At 32.2% G+C, this 20,247-nt stretch carries 22 protein-coding genes and 1 tRNA gene; 5 read left to right on the forward strand and 18 right to left on the reverse strand.

The features are described 5' to 3' along the window. Positions 1-15 precede the first annotated feature (15 nt). The 3 genes from Q0870_RS04640 to Q0870_RS04650 form a co-directional block, all read right to left on the reverse strand. Complete coding sequence (locus Q0870_RS04640; RefSeq protein ID WP_298551567.1) at positions 16-1,107, reverse strand: efflux RND transporter periplasmic adaptor subunit; 1,092 nt, start codon at positions 1,105-1,107, stop codon at positions 16-18. An 11-nt stretch (positions 1,108-1,118) separates the two neighbouring features. Then, on the reverse strand, positions 1,119-3,449 hold the full coding sequence (locus Q0870_RS04645) for a TolC family protein (protein ID WP_298551569.1): 2,331 nt from the start codon (positions 3,447-3,449) through the stop codon (positions 1,119-1,121). A 397-nt stretch (positions 3,450-3,846) separates the two neighbouring features. Next, positions 3,847-3,928: transfer RNA gene (locus Q0870_RS04650), tRNA-Leu, on the reverse strand. A gap of 174 nt (positions 3,929-4,102) precedes the next feature. Between Q0870_RS04650 and Q0870_RS04655 the strand changes: the two genes are divergently transcribed. The 3 genes from Q0870_RS04655 (at position 4,103) to Q0870_RS04665 (ending at position 7,650) form a co-directional block, all read left to right on the forward strand. After that, positions 4,103-5,494, forward strand: a complete 1,392-nt coding sequence (locus Q0870_RS04655) for a dipeptidase (RefSeq protein ID WP_298551571.1) — start codon at positions 4,103-4,105, stop codon at positions 5,492-5,494. A 110-nt stretch (positions 5,495-5,604) separates the two neighbouring features. Continuing rightward, the gene (locus Q0870_RS04660; RefSeq protein ID WP_298551573.1) at positions 5,605-6,465 is read left to right on the forward strand and encodes a DMT family transporter; all 861 of its coding nucleotides are present in this window, start codon (positions 5,605-5,607) and stop codon (positions 6,463-6,465) included. Positions 6,466-6,549: 84 nt separating this feature from the next. Further along, positions 6,550-7,650 (forward strand): DUF4407 domain-containing protein, encoded by a 1,101-nt coding sequence (locus Q0870_RS04665; RefSeq protein WP_298551575.1) that lies wholly within the window; start codon positions 6,550-6,552, stop codon positions 7,648-7,650. On the opposite strand, the gene Q0870_RS04670 is transcribed toward Q0870_RS04665, so the two are convergent. Next, a complete protein-coding gene (locus Q0870_RS04670; protein WP_298551577.1) occupies positions 7,651-7,932 on the reverse strand; it encodes an STAS domain-containing protein in 282 nt (93 codons plus the stop codon). Between the two features lie 302 nt (positions 7,933-8,234). On the opposite strand from Q0870_RS04670, the gene Q0870_RS04675 reads away from it, so the two are divergent. Beyond that, positions 8,235-8,666: a nuclear transport factor 2 family protein gene (locus Q0870_RS04675; protein ID WP_298551579.1), complete on the forward strand. Its 432-nt coding sequence runs from the start codon at positions 8,235-8,237 to the stop codon at positions 8,664-8,666. A gap of 130 nt (positions 8,667-8,796) precedes the next feature. Here Q0870_RS04675 and Q0870_RS04680 read toward each other — a convergent pair whose 3' ends face one another. The 7 genes from Q0870_RS04680 to Q0870_RS04710 all read right to left on the reverse strand — a co-directional run bounded on the left by Q0870_RS04680 (position 8,797) and on the right by Q0870_RS04710 (position 14,310). Further along, positions 8,797-10,002, reverse strand: a complete 1,206-nt coding sequence (locus Q0870_RS04680; protein ID WP_298551582.1) for a Xaa-Pro peptidase family protein — start codon at positions 10,000-10,002, stop codon at positions 8,797-8,799. A gap of 117 nt (positions 10,003-10,119) precedes the next feature. Further along, a complete protein-coding gene (locus Q0870_RS04685) occupies positions 10,120-10,287 on the reverse strand; it encodes a M24 family metallopeptidase (protein ID WP_298551584.1) in 168 nt (55 codons plus the stop codon). A gap of 65 nt (positions 10,288-10,352) precedes the next feature. Then, positions 10,353-11,600, reverse strand: a complete 1,248-nt coding sequence (locus Q0870_RS04690; RefSeq protein WP_298551586.1) for an FAD-dependent oxidoreductase — start codon at positions 11,598-11,600, stop codon at positions 10,353-10,355. Between the two features lie 12 nt (positions 11,601-11,612). After that, on the reverse strand, positions 11,613-11,885 hold the full coding sequence (locus Q0870_RS04695) for a DUF3781 domain-containing protein (RefSeq protein WP_298551588.1): 273 nt from the start codon (positions 11,883-11,885) through the stop codon (positions 11,613-11,615). A gap of 10 nt (positions 11,886-11,895) precedes the next feature. After that, a complete protein-coding gene (locus tag Q0870_RS04700; protein ID WP_298551590.1) occupies positions 11,896-12,906 on the reverse strand; it encodes a 4-hydroxyproline epimerase in 1,011 nt (336 codons plus the stop codon). A 77-nt stretch (positions 12,907-12,983) separates the two neighbouring features. Further along, entirely contained in the window at positions 12,984-13,256 is a 273-nt protein-coding gene (locus Q0870_RS04705) for a DUF1272 domain-containing protein (RefSeq protein WP_298551592.1), read from the reverse strand. 124 nt (positions 13,257-13,380) lie between these two features. Next, on the reverse strand, positions 13,381-14,310 hold the full coding sequence (locus Q0870_RS04710; RefSeq protein ID WP_298551594.1) for a dihydrodipicolinate synthase family protein: 930 nt from the start codon (positions 14,308-14,310) through the stop codon (positions 13,381-13,383). A gap of 187 nt (positions 14,311-14,497) precedes the next feature. Here Q0870_RS04710 and Q0870_RS04715 point away from each other — a divergent pair, with 187 nt between their 5' ends. Continuing rightward, complete coding sequence (locus tag Q0870_RS04715) at positions 14,498-15,343, forward strand: helix-turn-helix transcriptional regulator (protein WP_298551621.1); 846 nt, start codon at positions 14,498-14,500, stop codon at positions 15,341-15,343. Here Q0870_RS04715 and Q0870_RS04720 read toward each other — a convergent pair. The 7 genes from Q0870_RS04720 to hemW form a co-directional block, all read right to left on the reverse strand. After that, complete coding sequence (locus Q0870_RS04720) at positions 15,340-15,918, reverse strand: alkylphosphonate utilization protein (RefSeq protein ID WP_298551624.1); 579 nt, start codon at positions 15,916-15,918, stop codon at positions 15,340-15,342. The two genes, Q0870_RS04715 and Q0870_RS04720, sit on opposite strands and share 4 nt — an antisense overlap. A 114-nt stretch (positions 15,919-16,032) precedes the next feature. After that, positions 16,033-16,863, reverse strand: coding sequence for a hypothetical protein (locus Q0870_RS04725; RefSeq protein ID WP_298551626.1), 831 nt, complete (start codon positions 16,861-16,863; stop codon positions 16,033-16,035). A gap of 143 nt (positions 16,864-17,006) precedes the next feature. After that, positions 17,007-17,372, reverse strand: a complete 366-nt coding sequence (locus Q0870_RS04730) for an MmcQ/YjbR family DNA-binding protein (protein ID WP_298551628.1) — start codon at positions 17,370-17,372, stop codon at positions 17,007-17,009. Beyond that, positions 17,369-17,770 (reverse strand): GNAT family N-acetyltransferase, encoded by a 402-nt coding sequence (locus Q0870_RS04735; protein WP_298551630.1) that lies wholly within the window; start codon positions 17,768-17,770, stop codon positions 17,369-17,371. The genes Q0870_RS04730 and Q0870_RS04735 overlap by 4 nt, the downstream gene beginning before the upstream one ends. Beyond that, complete coding sequence (locus tag Q0870_RS04740) at positions 17,770-18,378, reverse strand: DUF4230 domain-containing protein (protein ID WP_298551632.1); 609 nt, start codon at positions 18,376-18,378, stop codon at positions 17,770-17,772. The genes Q0870_RS04735 and Q0870_RS04740 overlap by 1 nt, the downstream gene beginning before the upstream one ends. Then, a complete protein-coding gene (locus Q0870_RS04745) occupies positions 18,379-19,131 on the reverse strand; it encodes a cyclase family protein (RefSeq protein WP_298551634.1) in 753 nt (250 codons plus the stop codon). Beyond that, entirely contained in the window at positions 19,128-20,240 is a 1,113-nt protein-coding gene (gene hemW, locus Q0870_RS04750) for a radical SAM family heme chaperone HemW (RefSeq protein ID WP_298551686.1), read from the reverse strand. Before hemW ends, Q0870_RS04745 begins: the two co-directional genes overlap by 4 nt. Between the last annotated feature and the right edge of the window lie 7 nt (positions 20,241-20,247).

Here is a 20,247-nt window from a genome sequence, read left to right on the forward strand (position 1 = left end):
TTTGGTTAGCTATTATTATTTTAATCTTACGTCTTGTCCGTCTAATAAGGTTTGTAAACCAGCTGTTGCTATTTTATCTCCAGCTACTAATCCATTTTTCACTTCAAAACCATCAGCAGTCAACTCTCCTAATTCTAAATAGCGTTTATTCACTGTTCCCGTTGCATCATCCTTAGATGTAATTAAAAAAACAAAACGCCCTTTCCCATCTTCACCAACTGATTTAACAGGAATAATTAATGATTTACTTTGCTTGTTGTCACCATTTGTAAAATCGAAAGTAACGCTGGCTGCCATTCCTGGTTTAATGTCTTGTATTGGATTAATAATTTCTATGGCAGTAATATAAGTTGATGAATTTGGATCAATACTGGGTGACACTTCAAAGATTCTACCTTCAAATGTTTTATTTTCAATTGAAGAAAAATCCATTTTGGTAGTCATGTCTACTTTTACCTTATTAATAACAGATTCGGGTAAACCAACCTCAACCTTCATTCCATCACCAGCATTTAATTCGGCAAACTGATGACCAGCAGAAACGCGTTCATTTACAGCACCATCAGTCCAAGCAATAACACCATCTTTTGGTGCTCTAATAACACCATAGCTCAATTGTGTTGCTTGTATAGTTTTACCCTGTTTAGCAGATTCAAATTGATCTAAAGCTGATTGATATGAATTTTTTGCCTGTTCATATTCACTTAATGAATTACTTCCTTTTTCATATAAAGATTTTACTCTATCTAAATTTGATTTAGCGGTATTCATAGCCGATTTCGCCGTATTTAAAGCTGAAACTGATTGTTGATAAGATAAATTTGCTTCTACATTATCTAATCTGGCAATCACATCATCCTTTTTAACTTTTGCTCCTTTCCAATGATTAACTTTGGTAATAACACCACTACTTCTAAAACTTAAACCTATTGCATCACTGGCTTTTGCAGTACCGCTAAATGTTCTTATTTTATGAGCATCAACATCTCCCACTACTTCATATTTCACGGGTCGCAAAACAGTTTCTTTAACTTGCTTTTCTTCTTTACAAGAGATAAAGGCAATTAAACTTAAAATTGTGATTAGGATATATTTTTTAATCTTCATAATACAGGTTGTTAGTTTTTACTCAATATATATTGATTGGCTCTTTGAATGAATTCTTGATTTTCGGCTTCGGTATGGGTTAAAAAGAAATACCCTATAGCACGTTCTAATTGCATAGAAGTAATTAAATAATTATAATTTGCAGTAGATCTTGCTAACTGTGTTTGCAGGAAATTCGTCTGTGCATCTATTAATTGAATAATTGGTACCGCGCCTTGTTTATAAGCATTTTGTGTAAGCTCTAAACTTTCTTTAGCTGTTTCTTCAGATACTTTAGAAATTTCAATATTTGCTATTTCACTAATTAAATTTAAAATAATATCATTGACATTCTTTTCTATACTTAATTGAATGTTTTCCTTTTCAAAACCTAGTTGTTCTTGCTGAATTAGTGCTGTTTGACGATTTATATTTCTTTGATTTTGATTGAATATTGGTAAGGATAGATTCAACCCTACATTATATGTTCCGTCGGGAGCTGCTGGAAAACCAGCTGGCAGCGTCGAGCCTTTTCCCGATTGGGAGATAGCCAGATTATATTGTCCTTGTAATGCAACTGTAGGTATGAAACGACCATAATCATTTAAATCATAAGTGCGTTTAGTGACGTTTAGGTTATAATCTATACTTTTTAATTCTGGAGCATTATTTTTAGCCTCCTGAATTAAAAATTCAATTAAAGCTGGTTGTAATTTCGGATTATCTAAAATGACATAAAAGTCTTGATATTTATAATTTTTATAAACACCTTCGGAAAGTACTGCATCATTAATATCTATATCTTTATTAATAGGTGAATTCATTAATTGATTAATTGTAAAATAGGCTTGTCGTAATTGATTCCCAGCATCAATAAGGTTTTGCGTATTCTGTGCCAACTGACTCCTAAAACGCAACACATCAGACTTACCTGATGCACCGCCTTCAAAATTTTGTTCAGCTAATTCTAAATTACGTTTTGTAGTTTGCAAGTTCTGATTCTGAATATTTGTATTTGTTTTTAGAATTAAGGCATTAAAATAAGCTACTGAAGCATTTAACAGGGCATCTAATTCATTAGCATTATAATTTTCCTGTTCTGCTTTTCGTAATTCATCTTTAATATCAATATTTGCTGAAGCACTTTCAGAATAAATCAATTGCTCCAAAACAACATTTCCTGATGTTGAAATTTCTGGATTAGAACCATTTGAAATTTCTGCTACTCTAGGGTCTAGATAAACACCACTAACGCCAGCGGTAACATTTGGCAAATAACCGCTTTTAGCAATTTTAACATCTTGACCACTTAGTTCAATACTCTTTTTACTCGAAGATAAGCCTAAGTTTTGGTCTAAAACACCACCCATGATATCTAATATAGACAATGCATTTTCTGTTTTAGGTTTTGTAGTACTTCCAATAAAATCTGCGGAGCCTAACATGGCATATCTCAATGGAAAATCAATAAGTTTTGCAGTATCGAAATTAATAGTTAGCTTATTTTTATACTCTAGTAACAATGGCAATTCTGAAGCATTAGTACCACTATTAATAGCTTCTACGTTTAGAGCGATACGTCTAAAAAACTGATCTAAGTTCGTTTGAGGTTGATTGGTTGCTAATATACCACGCTCTACATCCTTAACTCTGTTAGCTGAAAATGATGGTAGTTTTTTAGTGTTAATCATTGAGGTTAGGGTCTCAAATTGTGCATTACCAAAATCAAAACCACCAGCAAGATAAACGGCATCAATGCCATCTAAATCAGAAGAACCAATACCATTTTCTGATAACGGAATTAAACGATATTGTTTTCCTGCTTTCTGAAAATATGGATCAAATATCGTCTCTAATGGAAGCGCATCTATAATGTAATCATCTATAATAATGCCGATATTTTTATAGTCGTAGATAGTTTCGAAGGCGTCCAAATCCTTCTTATAAGACAGCGGAGCGATGATATATGTAATATTATTAATCCCAGACGTTTTCTGTTCTGAAGGTAAGTTTATAAAATCTGAATTAATTGAACCAAAAACAATGACGGGTTTGGTATAACTTTCCTGTTGGCTCAAAACTATATTATCCATAACTCCAAAAGCCAAAATAATATCTGCATCACTATTAACCAATGATTGGTAGTTTGCCTTTGCTGTTTCTAAATTATAGTTGTTTGAAAGTACATTTTTAAAGTTTACTGTTTTACCTTGACCCAAAACTGCTTTAATTTCAGTTTTTAATTGTTCTAATAAAGGTTGTACTTCTGGTGTATCCTTGTCGGTCAAAAGACCTATTTCTATAGCTTGAGAAAAACTTAATTGAAAAATTAATACGAAGAAAAATACGAGGTTTTTTTTCATAGGGGTTAGTTTTTTTGTAAAAATAATGCTTTTATTTTATTCCAACATACTGATTTTTTTAAATTAAAAAATGAAAAGAGTAAAAACAGCCTTATTTTGCAAATATTAAATAAGAAAATGTTTTGCATTTTCCTTACTAGTTATGGAAACTGGGCTCGAATCGGCGACTCTTAGGTTATGAAATTTAAAACTTTGATTAATCATTTAAATCACTTCTACTACGAAAAAATATCAATAACAAAAAAAAGATAATAGTTTTTGATATTAAATCTATTTAAATCTCATTATTCTAAATTAAGTCAAAGAAAATAACAAAATGTTGTACCTATGTTGTACCTGAGTAAAAACGAAGTCTGATTTTAAATAAAAAAAGCTCTCAATAAATTGAGAGCTTTTGTACAGGTGGGGAGACTCGAACTCCCACACATTGCTGCATTAGATCCTAAGTCTAACGTGTCTACCAATTCCACCACACCTGCATTTCAAATATTTTAACACTAATAATTAGGTTAAATCCTAAGTCTAGCGTGTCTACCAATTCCACCACGCCCGCTAAAGGACTGCAAATATAATCAACATTTTTAAATTGCAAACTTTATAGTATCAAAAAACATTCTTTTTTATATTTTTGAATGCATCCACATAAAAACCTAATGAATAACATTCAATCTTACATAAAAGAACACAAAGACAGATTTCTAAATGAGCTTGTAGAACTCTTAAAAATTCCGTCTGTAAGTGCAGACTCTGCTTATAAAAATGATGTTCTAAAAACAGCCGAAGTCATCAAAACCAGCCTAGAAAAAGCAGGATGTGATTCAGTCGAAATATGCAAAACAAATGGATACCCCATAGTTTATGGCGAAAAAATTATTAATAAAAGCCTACCAACTGTTTTGGTTTACGGACACTATGATGTGCAGCCCGCAGACCCCATCGAATTATGGGATTCACCACCATACGAACCCGTAATTAAAAAAACAGACAAACATCCAGAAGGTGCTATTTTTGCTCGTGGTGCTTGTGATGATAAAGGGCAAATGTACATGCACGTTAAGGCTATGGAATTCATGACCTCCACAAACCAACTCCCATGTAATGTAAAATTCATGATTGAAGGCGAAGAAGAAGTAGGGAGCGCAAACCTAGCGACCTTTGTAAAAAACAACCAAGAGAAACTAAAGAACGATGTTATTTTAATTTCTGATACAGGAATGATAGCCAACGATGTACCATCAATCACAACCGGACTGAGAGGCTTAAGTTACGTTGAAGTAGAAGTTACAGGGCCAAATAGAGATTTACACTCGGGGCTTTACGGCGGAGCTGTAGCAAATCCAATCAATATACTAACTAAAATGATTGCTTCACTTCATGATGAAAACAATCACATAACCATACCAGGATTTTATGACAACGTAGAGAAACTCTCTAAAGAAGAGCGCGCAGAAATGGCAAAAGCACCTTTCAATTTAGAACACTACAAAAACGCATTAGATATTGATGCTGTTTACGGAGAAGCTGGCTATACCACCAACGAGCGCAACTCCATTCGCCCAACATTAGATGTTAATGGTATTTGGGGAGGTTACATTGGCGAAGGCGCAAAAACCGTTATTGCCAGTAAAGCTTATGCTAAAATTTCCATGCGCTTAGTGCCAAATCAAGATTGGGAAAACATTACAAAACTATTCAAAACGCATTTCGAAAAAATCGCATCAAAAGGTATTAAAGTAAAAGTTACACCACATCACGGTGGCCAAGGTTACGTTACCCCAATAAATAGCATTGGTTATCAGGCGGCTAGCAAAGCCTATCAAGACACCTTTGGCAAAACTCCAATTCCGCAACGTAGCGGTGGTAGCATTCCTATTGTGGCACTTTTCGAGCAAGAGTTAAAAAGCAAAACCATTTTAATGGGCTTCGGTTTAGATAGCGACGCTATTCATTCGCCAAACGAGCATTTTGGAATTTGGAATTATTTAAAAGGCATAGAAACCATTCCATTTTTTTACAAATATTTCACAGAACTATCAAAAAAATAATTTGGGCGTTACCCACAAGGGGTCGGGCTTTCCGTTATATCTTTTTTGAGAAAAACAAAAAAGGATGCCACTGCAATCCCTAACGCAGTCCCAACTTTAATATGTAATACATGAAAAACCAGCATACCAACCATCTTTTACTATTAGCACTTGCTACAGTTTTAATAAGTACATCTGGTACATTAGGGAAATTCATAAATCTACCAACCCCTGTAACAATATGGTCTAGAAGTGCTATAGCAGCCTTTTTCCTATTTATCTATTGTATTTACAAAAAGTATAGTATTAAAATAAAATCTAAAAAAGATACACCAACAATTATACTAGGTGCAGTTTTATTGGGCGCACATTGGCTTACCTATTTTTATGCTTTAAAACTTTCCAATGTAGCATTAGGTATGCTATCTATGTTTACGTTTCCAGTAATGACAGCGCTGTTAGAGCCTTTCTTCACCAAATCAAAATTCAACCCTATTCATGTGCTTTTAGCAATAATAGTTTTAATAGGTATTTACATTTTAGCTCCCGAGTTTAGTTTTGAAAATACACAACTAAAAGGCATCTGCTTTGGACTTATTTCAGCCTTATGTTACTCCCTCAGAAATTTAATTTTAAAACGTCATGTAAACCAATATAATGGTACAGTACTTATGACGCAGCAAGTGCTTATAGTAAGCGTTCTACTTCTTCCCATAATGTTTGCTATGAATACAGAAAATATAAGTACACAGTTCCCATATTTAATAATCTTAGGATTAGTAACCACAGCTATTGGTCACTCCTTATTTATTGGGAGCTTAAAGCATTTCTCGGTAAGTACTGCTAGCATCATTGGAAGCGCACAACCCATTTGTGGCATTGTTATCGCATTTTTCTCTTTAAACGAAATCCCCACATTAAACACCTTTATTGGCGGAAGTTTAATTTTAGCTACTGTGGTTATTGAAAGTGTTCGGTCTAGAAAAAGATAAACAATTATCTTTTTCTCTGAAAAAGTGTAACAAACCACCCGCTTTAACGTTCTAATAGTCAATCAATCAAAAAACAATCACATTATGTTAAAGCGCTTTTTCATCATCTGCTCTGGTGCAGATACAGATATTTTAGAAGACTGTTCTATAGGAGAACAAAACAAATACGCTGGCATAGGCGCCACCGTTTTCTTTACTGCAGTAATGGCTTTTATTGCCGCTAGTTATGCCCTATTTACTGTTTTTGACAATCTTTACACTTCTATTTTCTTCGGTCTTATTTGGGGTTTACTCATTTTCAATCTAGACCGCTATATTGTTTCTACCATAAAAAAAACAGGCCATGTTATAGATGAATTAATTCAAGCATCTCCTAGAATTTTATTAGCCATTATTATAGCCGTAGTAATTTCAAAACCTCTAGAACTTAAGATTTTTGAGAAAGAGATAAATCAAGTTTTACTAGAACAAAAAAACGAGATGACATTAGCAAATAAAACTCAACTTGCGGAGCAGTTTACACCAAGTATCGATGGTTTAAACAATAATATTTTAGCACTACAACAACAAATAGACTCTAAAGAAGCAGAAGTTAATCAGCTTTATGACACTTATATTGCTGAAGCCGAAGGAACAGCAGGAACAAAATTATTAGGCAAAGGGCCTGTCTACAAAGAAAAACGAGAGAAACATGATGCGCTTCTTGCTGAATTACAACAATTAAAACTAGATAATAAAGCAAAAATTGCTGCTATTGAAAATGAAATAGTTAAACTAAAAGGTGATTACGATACCCAAGTGACAACCACACAACCCATAATTAATAATTTTGATGGATTAATGGCAAGGGTAGACGCTTTAGGTAAACTCCCTTGGTTACCATCTTTATTTATCTTTTTGTTGTTTTTAGCCATTGAGACCTCGCCTATTTTTGCAAAACTATTATCACCTAAAGGAGCTTATGACTTTAAGTTAGAAGACCAAGAAACAGCTTTAAAAACTAACGTACTTCAAAATAAAAACCAACTCGAAGCTATGTTAAAAGCAGATTACGCTATTAACGATAGAATATATAGTGATATTGAAAAAGAGGACGAGCTATATAATTACAAGCGCAAAAAAGCGAGGGAACTTATGCAATTGCAGGCAGATGCCTTTTATAAACAACAGAAAAATATATTATAATTAAGCTGCTGCTACTTCAGTTTTGAAATGATCGTATAACTCTTTACAACCAAAACCAACTATAGATAATCTTTTGTTTTTAGCTAAAGCTTCTTCATGAAGCTTTGAAATAGCATCAACACCATATTTATCCATACTTTCAATATCTTGAATACTTATAGTAAGATTATTTACTTTTTCAAAAATGTTGTTAAATTCATCATTAAACACATTTACACTTTGCTTGTTAAGTATACCTTTTACTTTGAAAAAATTGTTGCATTGGGAAATTTGAAAATCCATAATCATTTGATTTTAAGAGGTTAAAAATAAACTTGAGGGAGAGTTCTTTTTTTATTGTGAGTTAAAAGTAGAAAAGATATGAGGTTTACACACTATTTTTTCGACCAATAGATTTTTACTCTAGATAAAAAAAACCTTTATGTAAATTTCATCGATGAGCTACCTTTTTTAATTTCTAATTTTCACTTAATCGAAAAAATTAAAACTGCTTTTAAGATTTTACTACATTTACCTTCGTTTTAAAACATGGTACATGTTTTGTATTAACAAATAAAATTATTACTCATTATAAATTTAAACAGATGAAAAAAATTATTGTATTACTTTTTATGGTCTGTTTTTTTAATAGTTACGCACAAACTAATGAAGAAGCCGATATAAAAGCCATTAATAAAGTTCTAAAAAAGCAACGAATAGCTTGGTCTAATAACAACTTGGAAGAATATATGGAAGGTTATTGGAAAAGTGATTTGTTAAAGTTTTATGGCAGTAATGGCGTAACTTATGGCTGGTATAATACATTAGAGCGATACCAAAAAGCCTACCCTACAAAAGACCACACAGGAAAACTAAGCTTTAGAATTAACGATATTACAAAAATAAGTGAAGGTGCATATTATGTTTTAGGTGAGTATCATTTAAAACGCGAAGTTGGAAATGCCGATGGTATTTTTATGCTTGTTTTCAAAAAAATTAATGGAGAATGGAAAATAATTGCCGATACGTCGTCTTAATGTATGTCTCCTTTAAATTAGAATAGCCAGAAATGCAAACCTTTTTAGAATAGCCAGAAATGCAAACCTTTATTATTGCCCTAACCAACTCCCATAAAAGATGGATTTATTTTAAGATAAGGTTCTCTTGTTACTCAAATGGATTATCAATATTACTCATTGGCTTAGTGAACCATTTAGGCCCTTCTTTTGTCATATAAATATGGTCTTCATGGCGCACTCCAAATTTATTGGGTACACAAATCATAGGCTCGTTACTAAAACACATTCCAGGTTTTAAAATAGTTTCATCTCCTTTAACAATATATGGATACTCATGTATATCTAAGCCAATACCATGGCCTGTTCTGTGTGGTAACCCCGGAAGATTATAATCTGGCCCAAGTGCATGAGACTCTAGAATCTTTCTAGACGCCAAATCAATTGTAGCACAAGTGTTTCCTATTTGAGCCGCGTGAAAAGCTGCTTGTTGTGTTTCTTTTTCTATATTCCAAATGCGTCGTTGCAAATCATTAGCCTCTCCAAAAACATAAGTTCGTGTTATATCTGATATATAATCATGGATTACGCATCCCGTATCAATTAAAACCATATCGTTCATTTCCAAGTTCTTTGGTGATTTAACACCATGCGGAAATGAAGAATCTACACCAAATAATACAATACAAAAATAAGAACCAGAAGCAGCTCCAAATCGTTTATGCGCCTCATTAATAAAGTCTTCAACTTCCTTACCACTAATACCTACTCTTAAAATTCTAGCTGTGGCTTTCTGGACTTCTAAAGTAATATTCATGGCATGCTGCATAATAGCTATTTCTGCCTCAGACTTTATCATTCTGCACCCAGATATAATAGATTTAGCATTACTTAATGTAAATACAGATGTAATTTTTTGAATACCATTACTAATAAAAAAAGGTGTTGTTTCATCAATTAAAACCTCGCCATTTATTACACCATTGTCGTTAAGAATTTGAATAAATAATTGATAAGGGCTTTCATGTTCTTCCCAACAATGAACTATGCCATCAATAATCATAAAATCTAAAACAGTACCTTTTTCAAATTGAGGTGCTATATAATGAAGTGTTCCGTTTGGAAATAACAAAGCACCAACCATACGCTCACTAGAATTCCAATGGGTTCCAGTAAAATAAAACAAATTAGTTCCTGAATGTAAGTATATAGCTTGAACATTTTGAGTTCTCATTAATTTACAGGCTGTATTAATTCGTTGTTGAAACTCTTCCTTTTGTATAGGCTTTACTAAATGTGTATTTGATACGATTGCATTTAGTTCTTCTTCTATAGTTGACCCTCCAATTCCAATCATATTTTTTATTTTAATTATTCATTAAGGCTTCAATATCTTCAATTTCTATTGGCATAGTTTCGGTTAAATTAATATTGCCGTTTTCTGTAATTAAATAATCGTTTTCTAAACGACAACCTATGCCTTCTTCAGGAATATATATATTCCTGGTTCACAAGTTAAAACCATACCAGCTTCAAACGAACGCGAATATAATCCAACATCATGTACATCCAAACCTATATCATCTGTATTATTATGCTTTACATCATTTGATGTTAAAATAACAATGGTATTTGGCTTCATTTTAGAACAGAAATTAACTCTGTTTTTTATGAATAAGTTATTTGAAATTTGATGTACCTCATAATTTAAAAAATTCTATCTGGATGATAATTGGCTAGTTCTAATGAAGGTTTTTGTTCCGAAATAATTTCAGAGACCAACTTTCCTGTTCCTGTTGCCATAGTCCAACCCATCATAGCATGACCTGTAGCAATAGTTAAATTTTCACATTTTAAAGATTTTCCAATATACGGTAATCCATCTGGTGAAACTGGGCGTAAACCAGATGCTACATTATTTTTTTCTTCTGAAGTTAAGTTGATTTCTGGATAATATCGCTTAACAGCATTAGCAATAGCTTCAACTCTAACTTTATTTATGTTATGATTGATACCTGCTATTTCCATTGTACCCGCAAATCGTGTAAAGCCATTCATAGGAGTTACTGCTACTTTTGCTTCCGTTAAAATTGCAGGTATTACAATTTCTGTTTCATTTTTTGTATTAATCCGGTAGCCTTTTCCTGCTTGTACTAATAGTTGTATTCCTAATTTTTTACTCAATATTGGTGACCAAGAACCCGTAGATAAAACAAAATCATCTGCTTTTAAAATTTGTCTATTGGTTTTTATTGATGAAATTTTTTGATTTATCACCTCTAAATCTTCAACCTTTTCATTTGTATAAAAAACAACACCCACGTTTTTTAAATGTGTTTTCATTTCCTCCATAAATTCATTTGGCGTTGTATGAGAATCACATTTATAATAAGTAGCTCCTATTACATTTAACGAAACATTTGGTTCTAGTTGTTTTAATTCCTTTAAATTAATTTCTTTAGCATCTAAACCTTCTTGCTTTGCTAAATTGGCTGTTTTTATTTCTTCCTCTAGCATTTTAGAAGTTTGACACAACATAAGTAAACCTTTTTTTTCATAATGAAATGAAAAGCCTTCATCACGTTTTATATCATCATATAAATCTTGGCTTAAAAGTGAAATATTTTTAATAACGGGAATTGCTTTTTCAACATGTTTTACATTACATGATTTATTGAAAGCCAAAGTCCATTTTAAAAAGTCTAAATCTAAACGTGGTTTTATATACAGTGGACTTGATTTATTAAGCATCCATTTTAATCCTTTTTTCATAACCCCGGGAGCAGATAAAGGAATAATATGGCTTGGAGATAAATAACCTGCATTTACATATGATGCTCCAGAATCAAGGTTTGATTTATCAATAATAGTAACTTGATGCCCTTCCTTTTGAAGGTAATACGCAGAACATAAACCAATAATTCCACCACCAATAATTATTACTTTCTTCGACATTTACTAAATAAATTAAGTCGTGATTATTTTTCTAATTCTATCAACTGTTATAATTCTAAAAGTATTTGAATTAATTGTAATCCTGATGTTATAATCTTTATTAGAAATATAAAAATTCTTTCCTTTCTTCTTATAATTTTCTACATCTGTTTCTTTTAAAACGCTTTTAATAAGCGTTTCTGTTTCACTATTCGATAAGTTTGTGTTTAACTTTTTATTTATTCTTTTATAAACTAGTTCTGTATAGCAATGATTTTCTAGAATATCATTCTTATTACTTTTCATAGATTCAATATCAAATTACCTGAAATCCATAAGCATAAGGATCATCAACATCATCAATAAAAATAGTATTATACCCGTATATTTTTGCCCAACCCTGTATACTTGGAATAATTGCTAATTCACCATCTATAGTTGTTTCCTTTTCAACGCGACCTATAAATTTACTTCCTATAAAGCTTTCATGAATAAATGGTTCATTGGGTTTTAATTTTCCTTTAGCATACAGTTGTGCCAAACGTGCCGATGTACCTGTACCACACGGGCTTCTATCTATAGCCTTATCACCATAAAATACAGCATTTCTACCCGATGACGCAGAATCTATTGGATTTCCAGTCCACAACATATGAGTTACATTTTTAATGGTTTCATTTTCTGGATGGATAAATTTATTAGGATATTTTTTATTGATTCTATCTCTAACAACCTGTGAAAATTGAATGATTTTTGAAGCTGTAAAGTCATGCACGCCAGAAAAGTTTTTTTGTGGATCTACAATAGCATAATAGTTTCCGCCATATGCAACATCAAAAGTAACTTCTCCTAATTCTGGGCAATCAATAGTTAAATTCTCAGCAGCTAAATAGCTTTTAACATTAATAAGTTTTACCCAATCAACTTTATTTCCAGATTTTTTATATTCAATTTCAACCAAACCTGCTGGTGCTTCCATTCTGATTTTTCCTGAAACTTTAGGAGCAATTAACCCTTCTTCAATAGCAATCGTAATAGTACCAATAGTACCATGACCACACATTGGCAAACAACCTGAGGTTTCAATAAACAAGATAGCAAAATCATTTTCAGGATTATGTGGTGGATATATAATACTACCACTCATCATATCATGTCCACGAGGTTCGAACATTAATCCTTTTCTAATCCAATCGTATTCTTTTAAAAAATGTTGACGTTTCTCACTCATGGTTTTACCAACCAATTTTGGACCTCCTTCTTTAATAACGCGCACCGGATTTCCACAAGTGTGAGCATCAATGCAAACAAAAGTATGATTTGCCATTTTTAAATTACATCTTTTATAACTACCCTTTTTCAAAACCAAATGGTACTATAATAACACCTATTATGCCTTTAGAGTTAGTCACTCTTTATTTTTATATTTTTTAAATGCATCTCAATATCGACTGGTTTATGGACTACTTTTACAGATACTGGATATTTTTCTAATAATCTTTTTGGACGAATAGGTCGTTTCTCAAAACCACCACCGCAATTTGGACAAACCTGTTGTAAAATCGTGTCAACACAATCTTTACAAAATGTACATTCAAATGTACAAATCATTGCCTCTTGAGAATCAAATGGCAATGATTTATTACAGTGTTCGCAAGTTGGCCTTATCTCTAGCATATTGCTTTTGTATTAGGGATTGAAGTGGCATTCTTTTGTTTTTTCGCAAAAGATATAACCTTCGACTTCGTTCAAGACAGGCTACAAGCCTGACCGCGCCAAAGCGTGGTAACACCAAAACTATTTATATTAAAACACTTAGATTTTTATAGTCTGGTAATGTTGGCCTAACTGCCAAAGCATCTTCAATAATTTTTGTTATGCGCTTGCGTTCTTCATCTTGTAACACTAAACGTGGTGCTCTAACATATTCTGAGCCTATGTTTGTGTGTACGCTTGCCATTTTTATATACTGAACTAATTTTGTGTGTATATCTAATTCTAGTAGTGGCATAAACCAACGGTAAATTGATATAGCTTCTTGTATTCTTCCTACTTTTTGAAGTTCATAAATGGCTACTGTTTCGGCTGGAAACGCATCGACTAATCCAGCAACCCATCCATCTGCACCGATAAGCAAACTTTCTAGGGCTAAGGTGTCTACACCACACATAATGGCTAATCTGTCTCCAAAACGGTTTTTTATTCGTGTAATATTTGTTGTATCTCTGGTAGATTCTTTTACAGCCTGAATATTAGGGCAACTCTCTAAAAGTTCTCCAAACATATCAAGGGTAACTTCAATTTTATAATCTACAGGGTTATTGTAAATCATAATTGGTAGTGATGTACTATTTGCTACTGATTTAAAATATTCAATTACCTCTTGATCACTTGCTTTGTAACGCATTGGAGGTAACATCATAAGCCCTTTAGCTCCATCTTCTTCTGCTGTTTTTGCTAGGGTAATTGCAGCTTTTGTAGTTTGTTCTGCAATATTCATTAGTACCGGAACTCTACCTTCAACAAAAGCAACGGTTTCTCTTGTTAAGATACGCCCTTCTTCTTCGGTTAGTGTACTTGCTTCTCCTAGCGTTCCGCCTAAAACAATACCATGCACACCTGCTTCTAATTGTGCATTTATGTTTTTTCTAAATAATTGCATATCCAATTCATCATTGGCATTGAATTGGGTTGTTACTGCTGGCATTACGCCTTTCCATTGAATACTCATAACATTAAATTTTAATACTGTAAAATTACTTCGTGTTTTAGGATTTTATAAATGCTTTTTTAATCATAACGCATACTATATTATCCATTTTAATTATTTAAATTAAATTTTAGAGTATTATTTTTGTATCATTGTACTCGCAGTTATGAAAATAATTTAATGAGATACTGCAATAAATTCAGCACAAGTGAAAGTCCTCCCTTTTAAAATTCCAAAACCTGAACAAGATGCTCTTATATTTCAGATTGATCAAGGCGATACTTTTTATGAGAAACTCCATCAGCATGAAGAAATACAAATAAGTTTGATTGTAGATGGCTCAGGTACTCTTGTGGTAGGAGATTCTGTAAATGATTATACAAAAAATGATGTTTTAATAATTGGAAGTCATATTCCGCACGTTTTTAAAAGTGATAATAATGCTTCTAAAAACTTCCATATGCTTTCTTTATTTTTTACAAGAGACTCGTTTGGTTCCTTTTTTTTTGATTTGGAAGAACTCAAAGAATTGCATGGTTTTTTTAAACGTGCTAAACATGGTTTTAAAGTAACATCAAAACTAAAACAGATAAAAATTTTATTTTTTCAACTTGAAAAAGAAACAAAATTAGATAGATTTTTAACACTACTTAAAATCTTAAAACTTACTTCAAAATCGAACTACAAAAGCCTTTCTTCTTTTATTTATGATAAAACATATACTGATAATGAAGGGCAAAGAATGCGTAATGTTTTTGAATATACTATGAACAATTTTCAAAAAGAAATATCTTTAGACGTTATTGCCAATATAGCAAATATGACAAAAAATGCTTTTTGTAAATATTTTAAAAAGCGGACTAATAAAACCTTCGTTAAATTTTTAAACGAACTACGTGTAGAATATGCTTGCAGATTATTACAATCTGACAACGATTTACCTGTAGTTGAAATTGCAGATCAAGTTGGTTTTAACAATATGTCGAACTTTAACAGGCAATTTAAAACTATAAAAAACTGTAATCCGTCTGAATTTAAAAAAACGCCTTATTAAAGCTTCTTTACAAATTCTGTAATAATAACCGTTAGCGTTGGCCCAACTTTACCTTCAATATATTTCTCGTTATCGCGATCTAAACGAATATTACGCACAGCAGTACCTTGCTTTGCAACCATACTAGAGCCTTTTACTTTTAGGTCTTTTACAAGTACTACATTATCGCCATTTTCAAGAATTACTCCGTTAATATCTCTATGAATGATTTTTTCGCTTTCGTCTTTATCTTCTCCTGTTGCTCTAGCTAAAGCCATGGCATCATCATCTAAATACATCATGTCTAATAAATCTTTTGGCCAGCCTTCATTACGAAGTCTTTGCAACATTCTCCAAGCCATAATTTGAACCGCAACATGCTCACTCCACATACTATCATTTAAACATCTCCAATGGTTTGGATTCATTTCTGTATCGCCATTTATTTGATCTAAACAAGTCTTACAAGCTAAAACATCATTGGCTACATTTTCGTTTAATGATGGTGGAATGGTGTACTGGTTTAAATCTTGTGTAGATGTACATAATTCGCAAGCATTATTGCTTCGTTCTTGTAATGTTTGTAAAACGCTCATAGCTTATATTTTTTGCAATATTACGGCTTATTAGCAGGTAACACAAGTAGAAATTATTACAAACAAAAAAGAACGCATAAAACGTTCTTTTTTGTTAAATTAATTAGACAACTTTTACTTTCCAAGGTCATGAATCCATGTATACAGATAATCACCATGAACTCCAGTAAAGTAAGATCTCCAAGCTTTTCCTTTGGCTTTATTCTCTTCAGTATCTGGAAATGCTTCTTTCATTAATTCATCCCCTCTATCAAACATTTTATCTAAATCGGCTATTGAATCTAGAAAAAACGCTTCTATATACTCGGTTTTGTCAGAGCCCCAAGCATGTACATTAGGATAATATGCTTTAACATATTCGTTTTTTTGAACAATTCCAGCATTTCCTTCCATTCTTAATTTATTAAATTCTTCCATAGTGCCATCTTCTGGAAAAGCAAAATGGCTTTTTCTAACGTAACACACCATGTCTTTTGTTGGTTTTTCAGTCATATGTTTAGCTCCCTCAATAGGTGCATAAATTTCGTCTGAATGTTCGTTAGCATAATATGAGCTTAAGTTTTTCAAGAATGCTTTTCTTTCTGCTTCATCTGGCCATGCTTCCTTTTCTAACTCACCGTTTCTCTCCCCAAACTTACCCATATCTTCCCAAGAGGCAAAGTTTTGTACTGTAAGAAACTCAGTATTATCTGCCGTCATATTATGTAAATAAAATGAAGCACCCATTATATATTCATTCTTCATGGTTACTTTTTCATGGTACTCTTTTGCAGCAGCCTTCCATTCGGACATTTTAAAATCCTCCTTATCCATATTCCAATGATTGGTGGTTACAGTCATAAATTCCTGACTCTTTGGAGCATCATCTTGTGCTAAAATTGTAGTTGTACTAAATAACAATAGCGTTAGAACTATTGCTGAAAGTAATTGGTTGATTGTTTTCATAATCTGTTAAAAATTAAAGTTAATATATTTAGTTAAAAAATTAAATACGGCTTTAAGATTTAAGGGCTTTGACTATGCTATAAAAAATATTAAGGAGATTGAGAGATTATAAATATACTTAAAAACAAATGATTATCAGCACTTTACTCAAGTAAAGTTTCTTTCATTTTTTTAGTCATGCCTTTTATAACCATATCATAAGAATGATCTATTAATGCTTTAATAAGTGTTGATGGTAATTCACCCTGATGAAGATAGAGTGTGTTCCAATGTTTTTTACTCATATGATACCCCGGCCGAATACTGTTATATTCAGCACGTAACTCTTCTGAATATTCTGGATCTGCTTTTAGATTTATAGCTGCCTCTCCGCGCTCCCACCATTTAAGAGAAGCCAATGCGAACATTTTGCCTAGTACTTTAAAAACAAGGGTATCATTATCAAAGGGAAAATCTTCCGTGGTTCCTTTTTTGCTTAAACAGTATTCTCGAATTTGCTCGATGTTCATTTTAAAAGACGTTCCATGATTTTTTCAGGATGTGCTAACTCTAAATATCCAAATTGTTTATACAATCCATGTGCATCTGCTGTTTTAAGCATCCATACTTTACAGGTTTGTAATTCTGGAGACTCGTGTATTGTTTTTATTAATTCCTTAGAATAGCCATTACCTCTGTAAACTGGTAATATAAATACATCCATGAGGTATGCAAAAACAGTATAATCAGTTGCTACTCTTGCAAAACCTATTTGCTTTCCATCTAAGTAAACACCTAAACAAAAACAATGGTCTATTGATTTTTTAACCTCCTCTAAAGTCCTTCCTTTAGCCCAATATGATTTTGTTAAAAAACCATGAATAACTTCTATTTGAAGTTTACTTTTATCATCAGAAATATTCAACATTATTCAAGTTTTTTGGTTTCAGAAGTTCCTATTTCTAAAGCTGAGTAATCTAATTTCCAACCAATGGTTTCAACAATAGTTTCGATAAGCAAAATGGTTTCTAGTGCCTCTTTTTGTGCTACTTGAATGAGCCCGCTTTCTGGTATTTTTTCTTGAATATGCTGTTTTGCATCATTATGCAAGCTTGTTAAGTCACTAGCTTCAAACTTATTAAACAAACCATCAGATTTGTCATAATAATTTAGATTAGTTTCTATAGAAAGCACTTCGGGCTGTGGAAAATGATTTAAAATGATTTTCTTTTTATCGGTATCGGCCTGCAATTCAATTTTCGACAAATCGTACCCTAAATGCGCCTTGGCGTTTATAACAACTAAGGCTTTCTTTTTACTTGAAATTAGCTTTAAAAAACGTTCCTTAACATCTTCATAATGATAAATTTCGGCAAAATCTCCTTCAACAGTAATAAACTTACATACCTTTTTTATCTTATCTAAAAGTATAGTAGATTGCGAATTAACAAGCTGCTTCTTTTTAATAGACTTTAAAACGGTAACAACACCTAGTGTTACTAAAATTGCAATAATTACGGCTAAAAAAATTTCCATTTAACTAATAACTTTATATAAAATAGGTTTACTGGGGGATGCATCATTCTCAAATGGGGCTATTTGTAAATTTAAAAAATACTCGCCATCTTCTATTTTATTTGACACATAAATCAATTCGGTAATTGTGGCATCTAAGCGTAACTTTCCTTTAGTGTTCCAAAAAGCATTGTGTGCCAAAAGTTGGCATTCGTCTTTTTCTTTATCTATACTTGGTAAGTCAATTAACAAGTGTTTCACCCCTTTTTCACGTAAATAAATTGCTGCATCCTCCAATAAATATGGCGGATTTGTGTGTGAATATTGTTTAGTCCACTTTTCTAATCTTGTATTTGGAAGGGTTCTAATAACAATGGCATCACGCTTTTTATTACCCAATGCAAATTGAATTTGCTTTAACGAAATTACAGAATCACCATTTAATCTTTCTGGTGCTACCGTTATTACTTCAGCTAAAAAGAAAAACCGTTTTAAGTTTTGGTTTACTGAATGTACTTTCTCGGTAATATGACCAGCACATTCTGTGTGTGTTCCATGAGCATGAGGATTAAAATATACATTATTGAAATTTACACAAGCTCCTTCTTTTACACTAGCAGTCCATTCTCCTTCTTTTACAGGTTCTATTTTGGGTTCATCTACATACCATGCACTTACGTTACTTTTTGAAGCTCTAATAGGTATGGAAACATCAAGAGGTTTTGATAAATCTATTTGAAGTTTCCTAGAATTATATTGTATTGTTGTAATCAAGATAAGTTAATTTTAAAAAGGTTAGAGGCAATACCATCGCTTAAAAATTTACCTTTTTTTGTAGTTAGCAATTTATCATCCTCAATATACAATAAATGTTCCTTAATATAAATTTCTGATTGTTTCAAAAGATAGTTTTTATAGTTTTCACCAAAATCTTCTTGAATTTTTTTTAATGAAATCCCCCAAATAGTTCGTAAACCTGTCATGATATATTCATTAAACTTATCAGCCTTAGAAAGCGTTTCTACTTCTATTGGAAGCACATTTTTTTGAATTGACTTTATATACTTTGTATTATTTGACACATTCCAAGCACGTTGGTCACCATTGAATGAATGTGCAGATGGACCAATACCTAAATATGATTTCCCTAACCAATATGCTGAATTATTTTTACTGAAATAATTAGGTTTTCCAAAGTTTGAAAGTTCGTAATTAATAAAGCCTGAAGCTTCTAATTTTTCTGCAAGAATATGGAATTGTTCTTGTGCTAAATCGTCATCAACATTTTCTATCATGCCTTTTTTAATAAACGTTTCCAAGGCGGTTTTAGGCTCTACCGTAAGTGCATAACAAGATATGTGTGGTACATTGAATGATAATACGGTTTCTATATTTTCAATCCATTCTTCATTAGTTAATCCAGGAATACCGTAAATTAAATCGACAGAAATATTATCAAAGTGATGAGTTGCCTCAGCTAAACCTTGTTTTGCTTCATTTGCATCATGTGCTCGATTCATCAATTTTAAATCGCGCTCATAAAAAGACTGAACACCTATTGAAAGGCGGTTTATTCGAGTATTTGTTAATTCTTTTATTCGTAGAGGCGTTAAATCATCTGGATTTGCTTCTAAAGTGATTTCTGGATTTTCAGAGACTTTATAGTACTTATAGACTGAATCAATCAATAATTTTAATTCACTATCGGTCAATAAACTGGGTGTACCTCCGCCAAAATAAATGGTTTCTATAGTTTCATTTTGGAATTCATCTTGTCGCAATTCTAACTCTTTTGCTATACATTGAATTAACTCATCTTTCTTTTTTAAAGATGTTGAAAAATGAAAATCGCAATAGTGACAAGCCTGTTTACAGAATGGTATGTGTATG

The organism is uncultured Algibacter sp., assembly GCF_947487575.1.
Lineage (GTDB): Bacteria > Bacteroidota > Bacteroidia > Flavobacteriales > Flavobacteriaceae > Algibacter_B.

Bases quoted from the DNA above. Each gene is read 5' to 3' on its own strand.
- Q0870_RS04685 (WP_298551584.1), bottom strand. From the start codon at position 10,287: ATGAAGCCAAATACCATTGTTATTTTAACATCAAATGATGTAAAGCAT.
- Q0870_RS04740 (WP_298551632.1), bottom strand. From the start codon at position 18,378: ATGGAAATTTTTTTAGCCGTAATTATTGCAATTTTAGTAACACTAGGT.
- Q0870_RS04735 (WP_298551630.1), bottom strand. From the start codon at position 17,770: ATGTTGAATATTTCTGATGATAAAAGTAAACTTCAAATAGAAGTTATT.
- Q0870_RS04680 (WP_298551582.1), bottom strand. From the start codon at position 10,002: ATGATTGGAATTGGAGGGTCAACTATAGAAGAAGAACTAAATGCAATC.
- Q0870_RS04710 (WP_298551594.1), bottom strand. From the start codon at position 14,310: ATGAGTATTCAATGGAAAGGCGTAATGCCAGCAGTAACAACCCAATTC.
- Q0870_RS04705 (WP_298551592.1), bottom strand. From the start codon at position 13,256: ATGCTAGAGATAAGGCCAACTTGCGAACACTGTAATAAATCATTGCCA.
- Q0870_RS04670 (WP_298551577.1), bottom strand. From the start codon at position 7,932: ATGGATTTTCAAATTTCCCAATGCAACAATTTTTTCAAAGTAAAAGGT.
- Q0870_RS04700 (WP_298551590.1), bottom strand. From the start codon at position 12,906: ATGGCAAATCATACTTTTGTTTGCATTGATGCTCACACTTGTGGAAAT.
- Q0870_RS04690 (WP_298551586.1), bottom strand. From the start codon at position 11,600: ATGTCGAAGAAAGTAATAATTATTGGTGGTGGAATTATTGGTTTATGT.
- Q0870_RS04665 (WP_298551575.1), top strand. From the start codon at position 6,550: ATGTTAAAGCGCTTTTTCATCATCTGCTCTGGTGCAGATACAGATATT.
- Q0870_RS04720 (WP_298551624.1), bottom strand. From the start codon at position 15,918: ATGAGCGTTTTACAAACATTACAAGAACGAAGCAATAATGCTTGCGAA.
- Q0870_RS04695 (WP_298551588.1), bottom strand. From the start codon at position 11,885: ATGAAAAGTAATAAGAATGATATTCTAGAAAATCATTGCTATACAGAA.
- Q0870_RS04640 (WP_298551567.1), bottom strand. From the start codon at position 1,107: ATGAAGATTAAAAAATATATCCTAATCACAATTTTAAGTTTAATTGCC.
- Q0870_RS04675 (WP_298551579.1), top strand. From the start codon at position 8,235: ATGAAAAAAATTATTGTATTACTTTTTATGGTCTGTTTTTTTAATAGT.
- Q0870_RS04730 (WP_298551628.1), bottom strand. From the start codon at position 17,372: ATGAACATCGAGCAAATTCGAGAATACTGTTTAAGCAAAAAAGGAACC.
- Q0870_RS04725 (WP_298551626.1), bottom strand. From the start codon at position 16,863: ATGAAAACAATCAACCAATTACTTTCAGCAATAGTTCTAACGCTATTG.
- Q0870_RS04645 (WP_298551569.1), bottom strand. From the start codon at position 3,449: ATGAAAAAAAACCTCGTATTTTTCTTCGTATTAATTTTTCAATTAAGT.
- Q0870_RS04660 (WP_298551573.1), top strand. From the start codon at position 5,605: ATGAAAAACCAGCATACCAACCATCTTTTACTATTAGCACTTGCTACA.
- Q0870_RS04655 (WP_298551571.1), top strand. From the start codon at position 4,103: ATGAATAACATTCAATCTTACATAAAAGAACACAAAGACAGATTTCTA.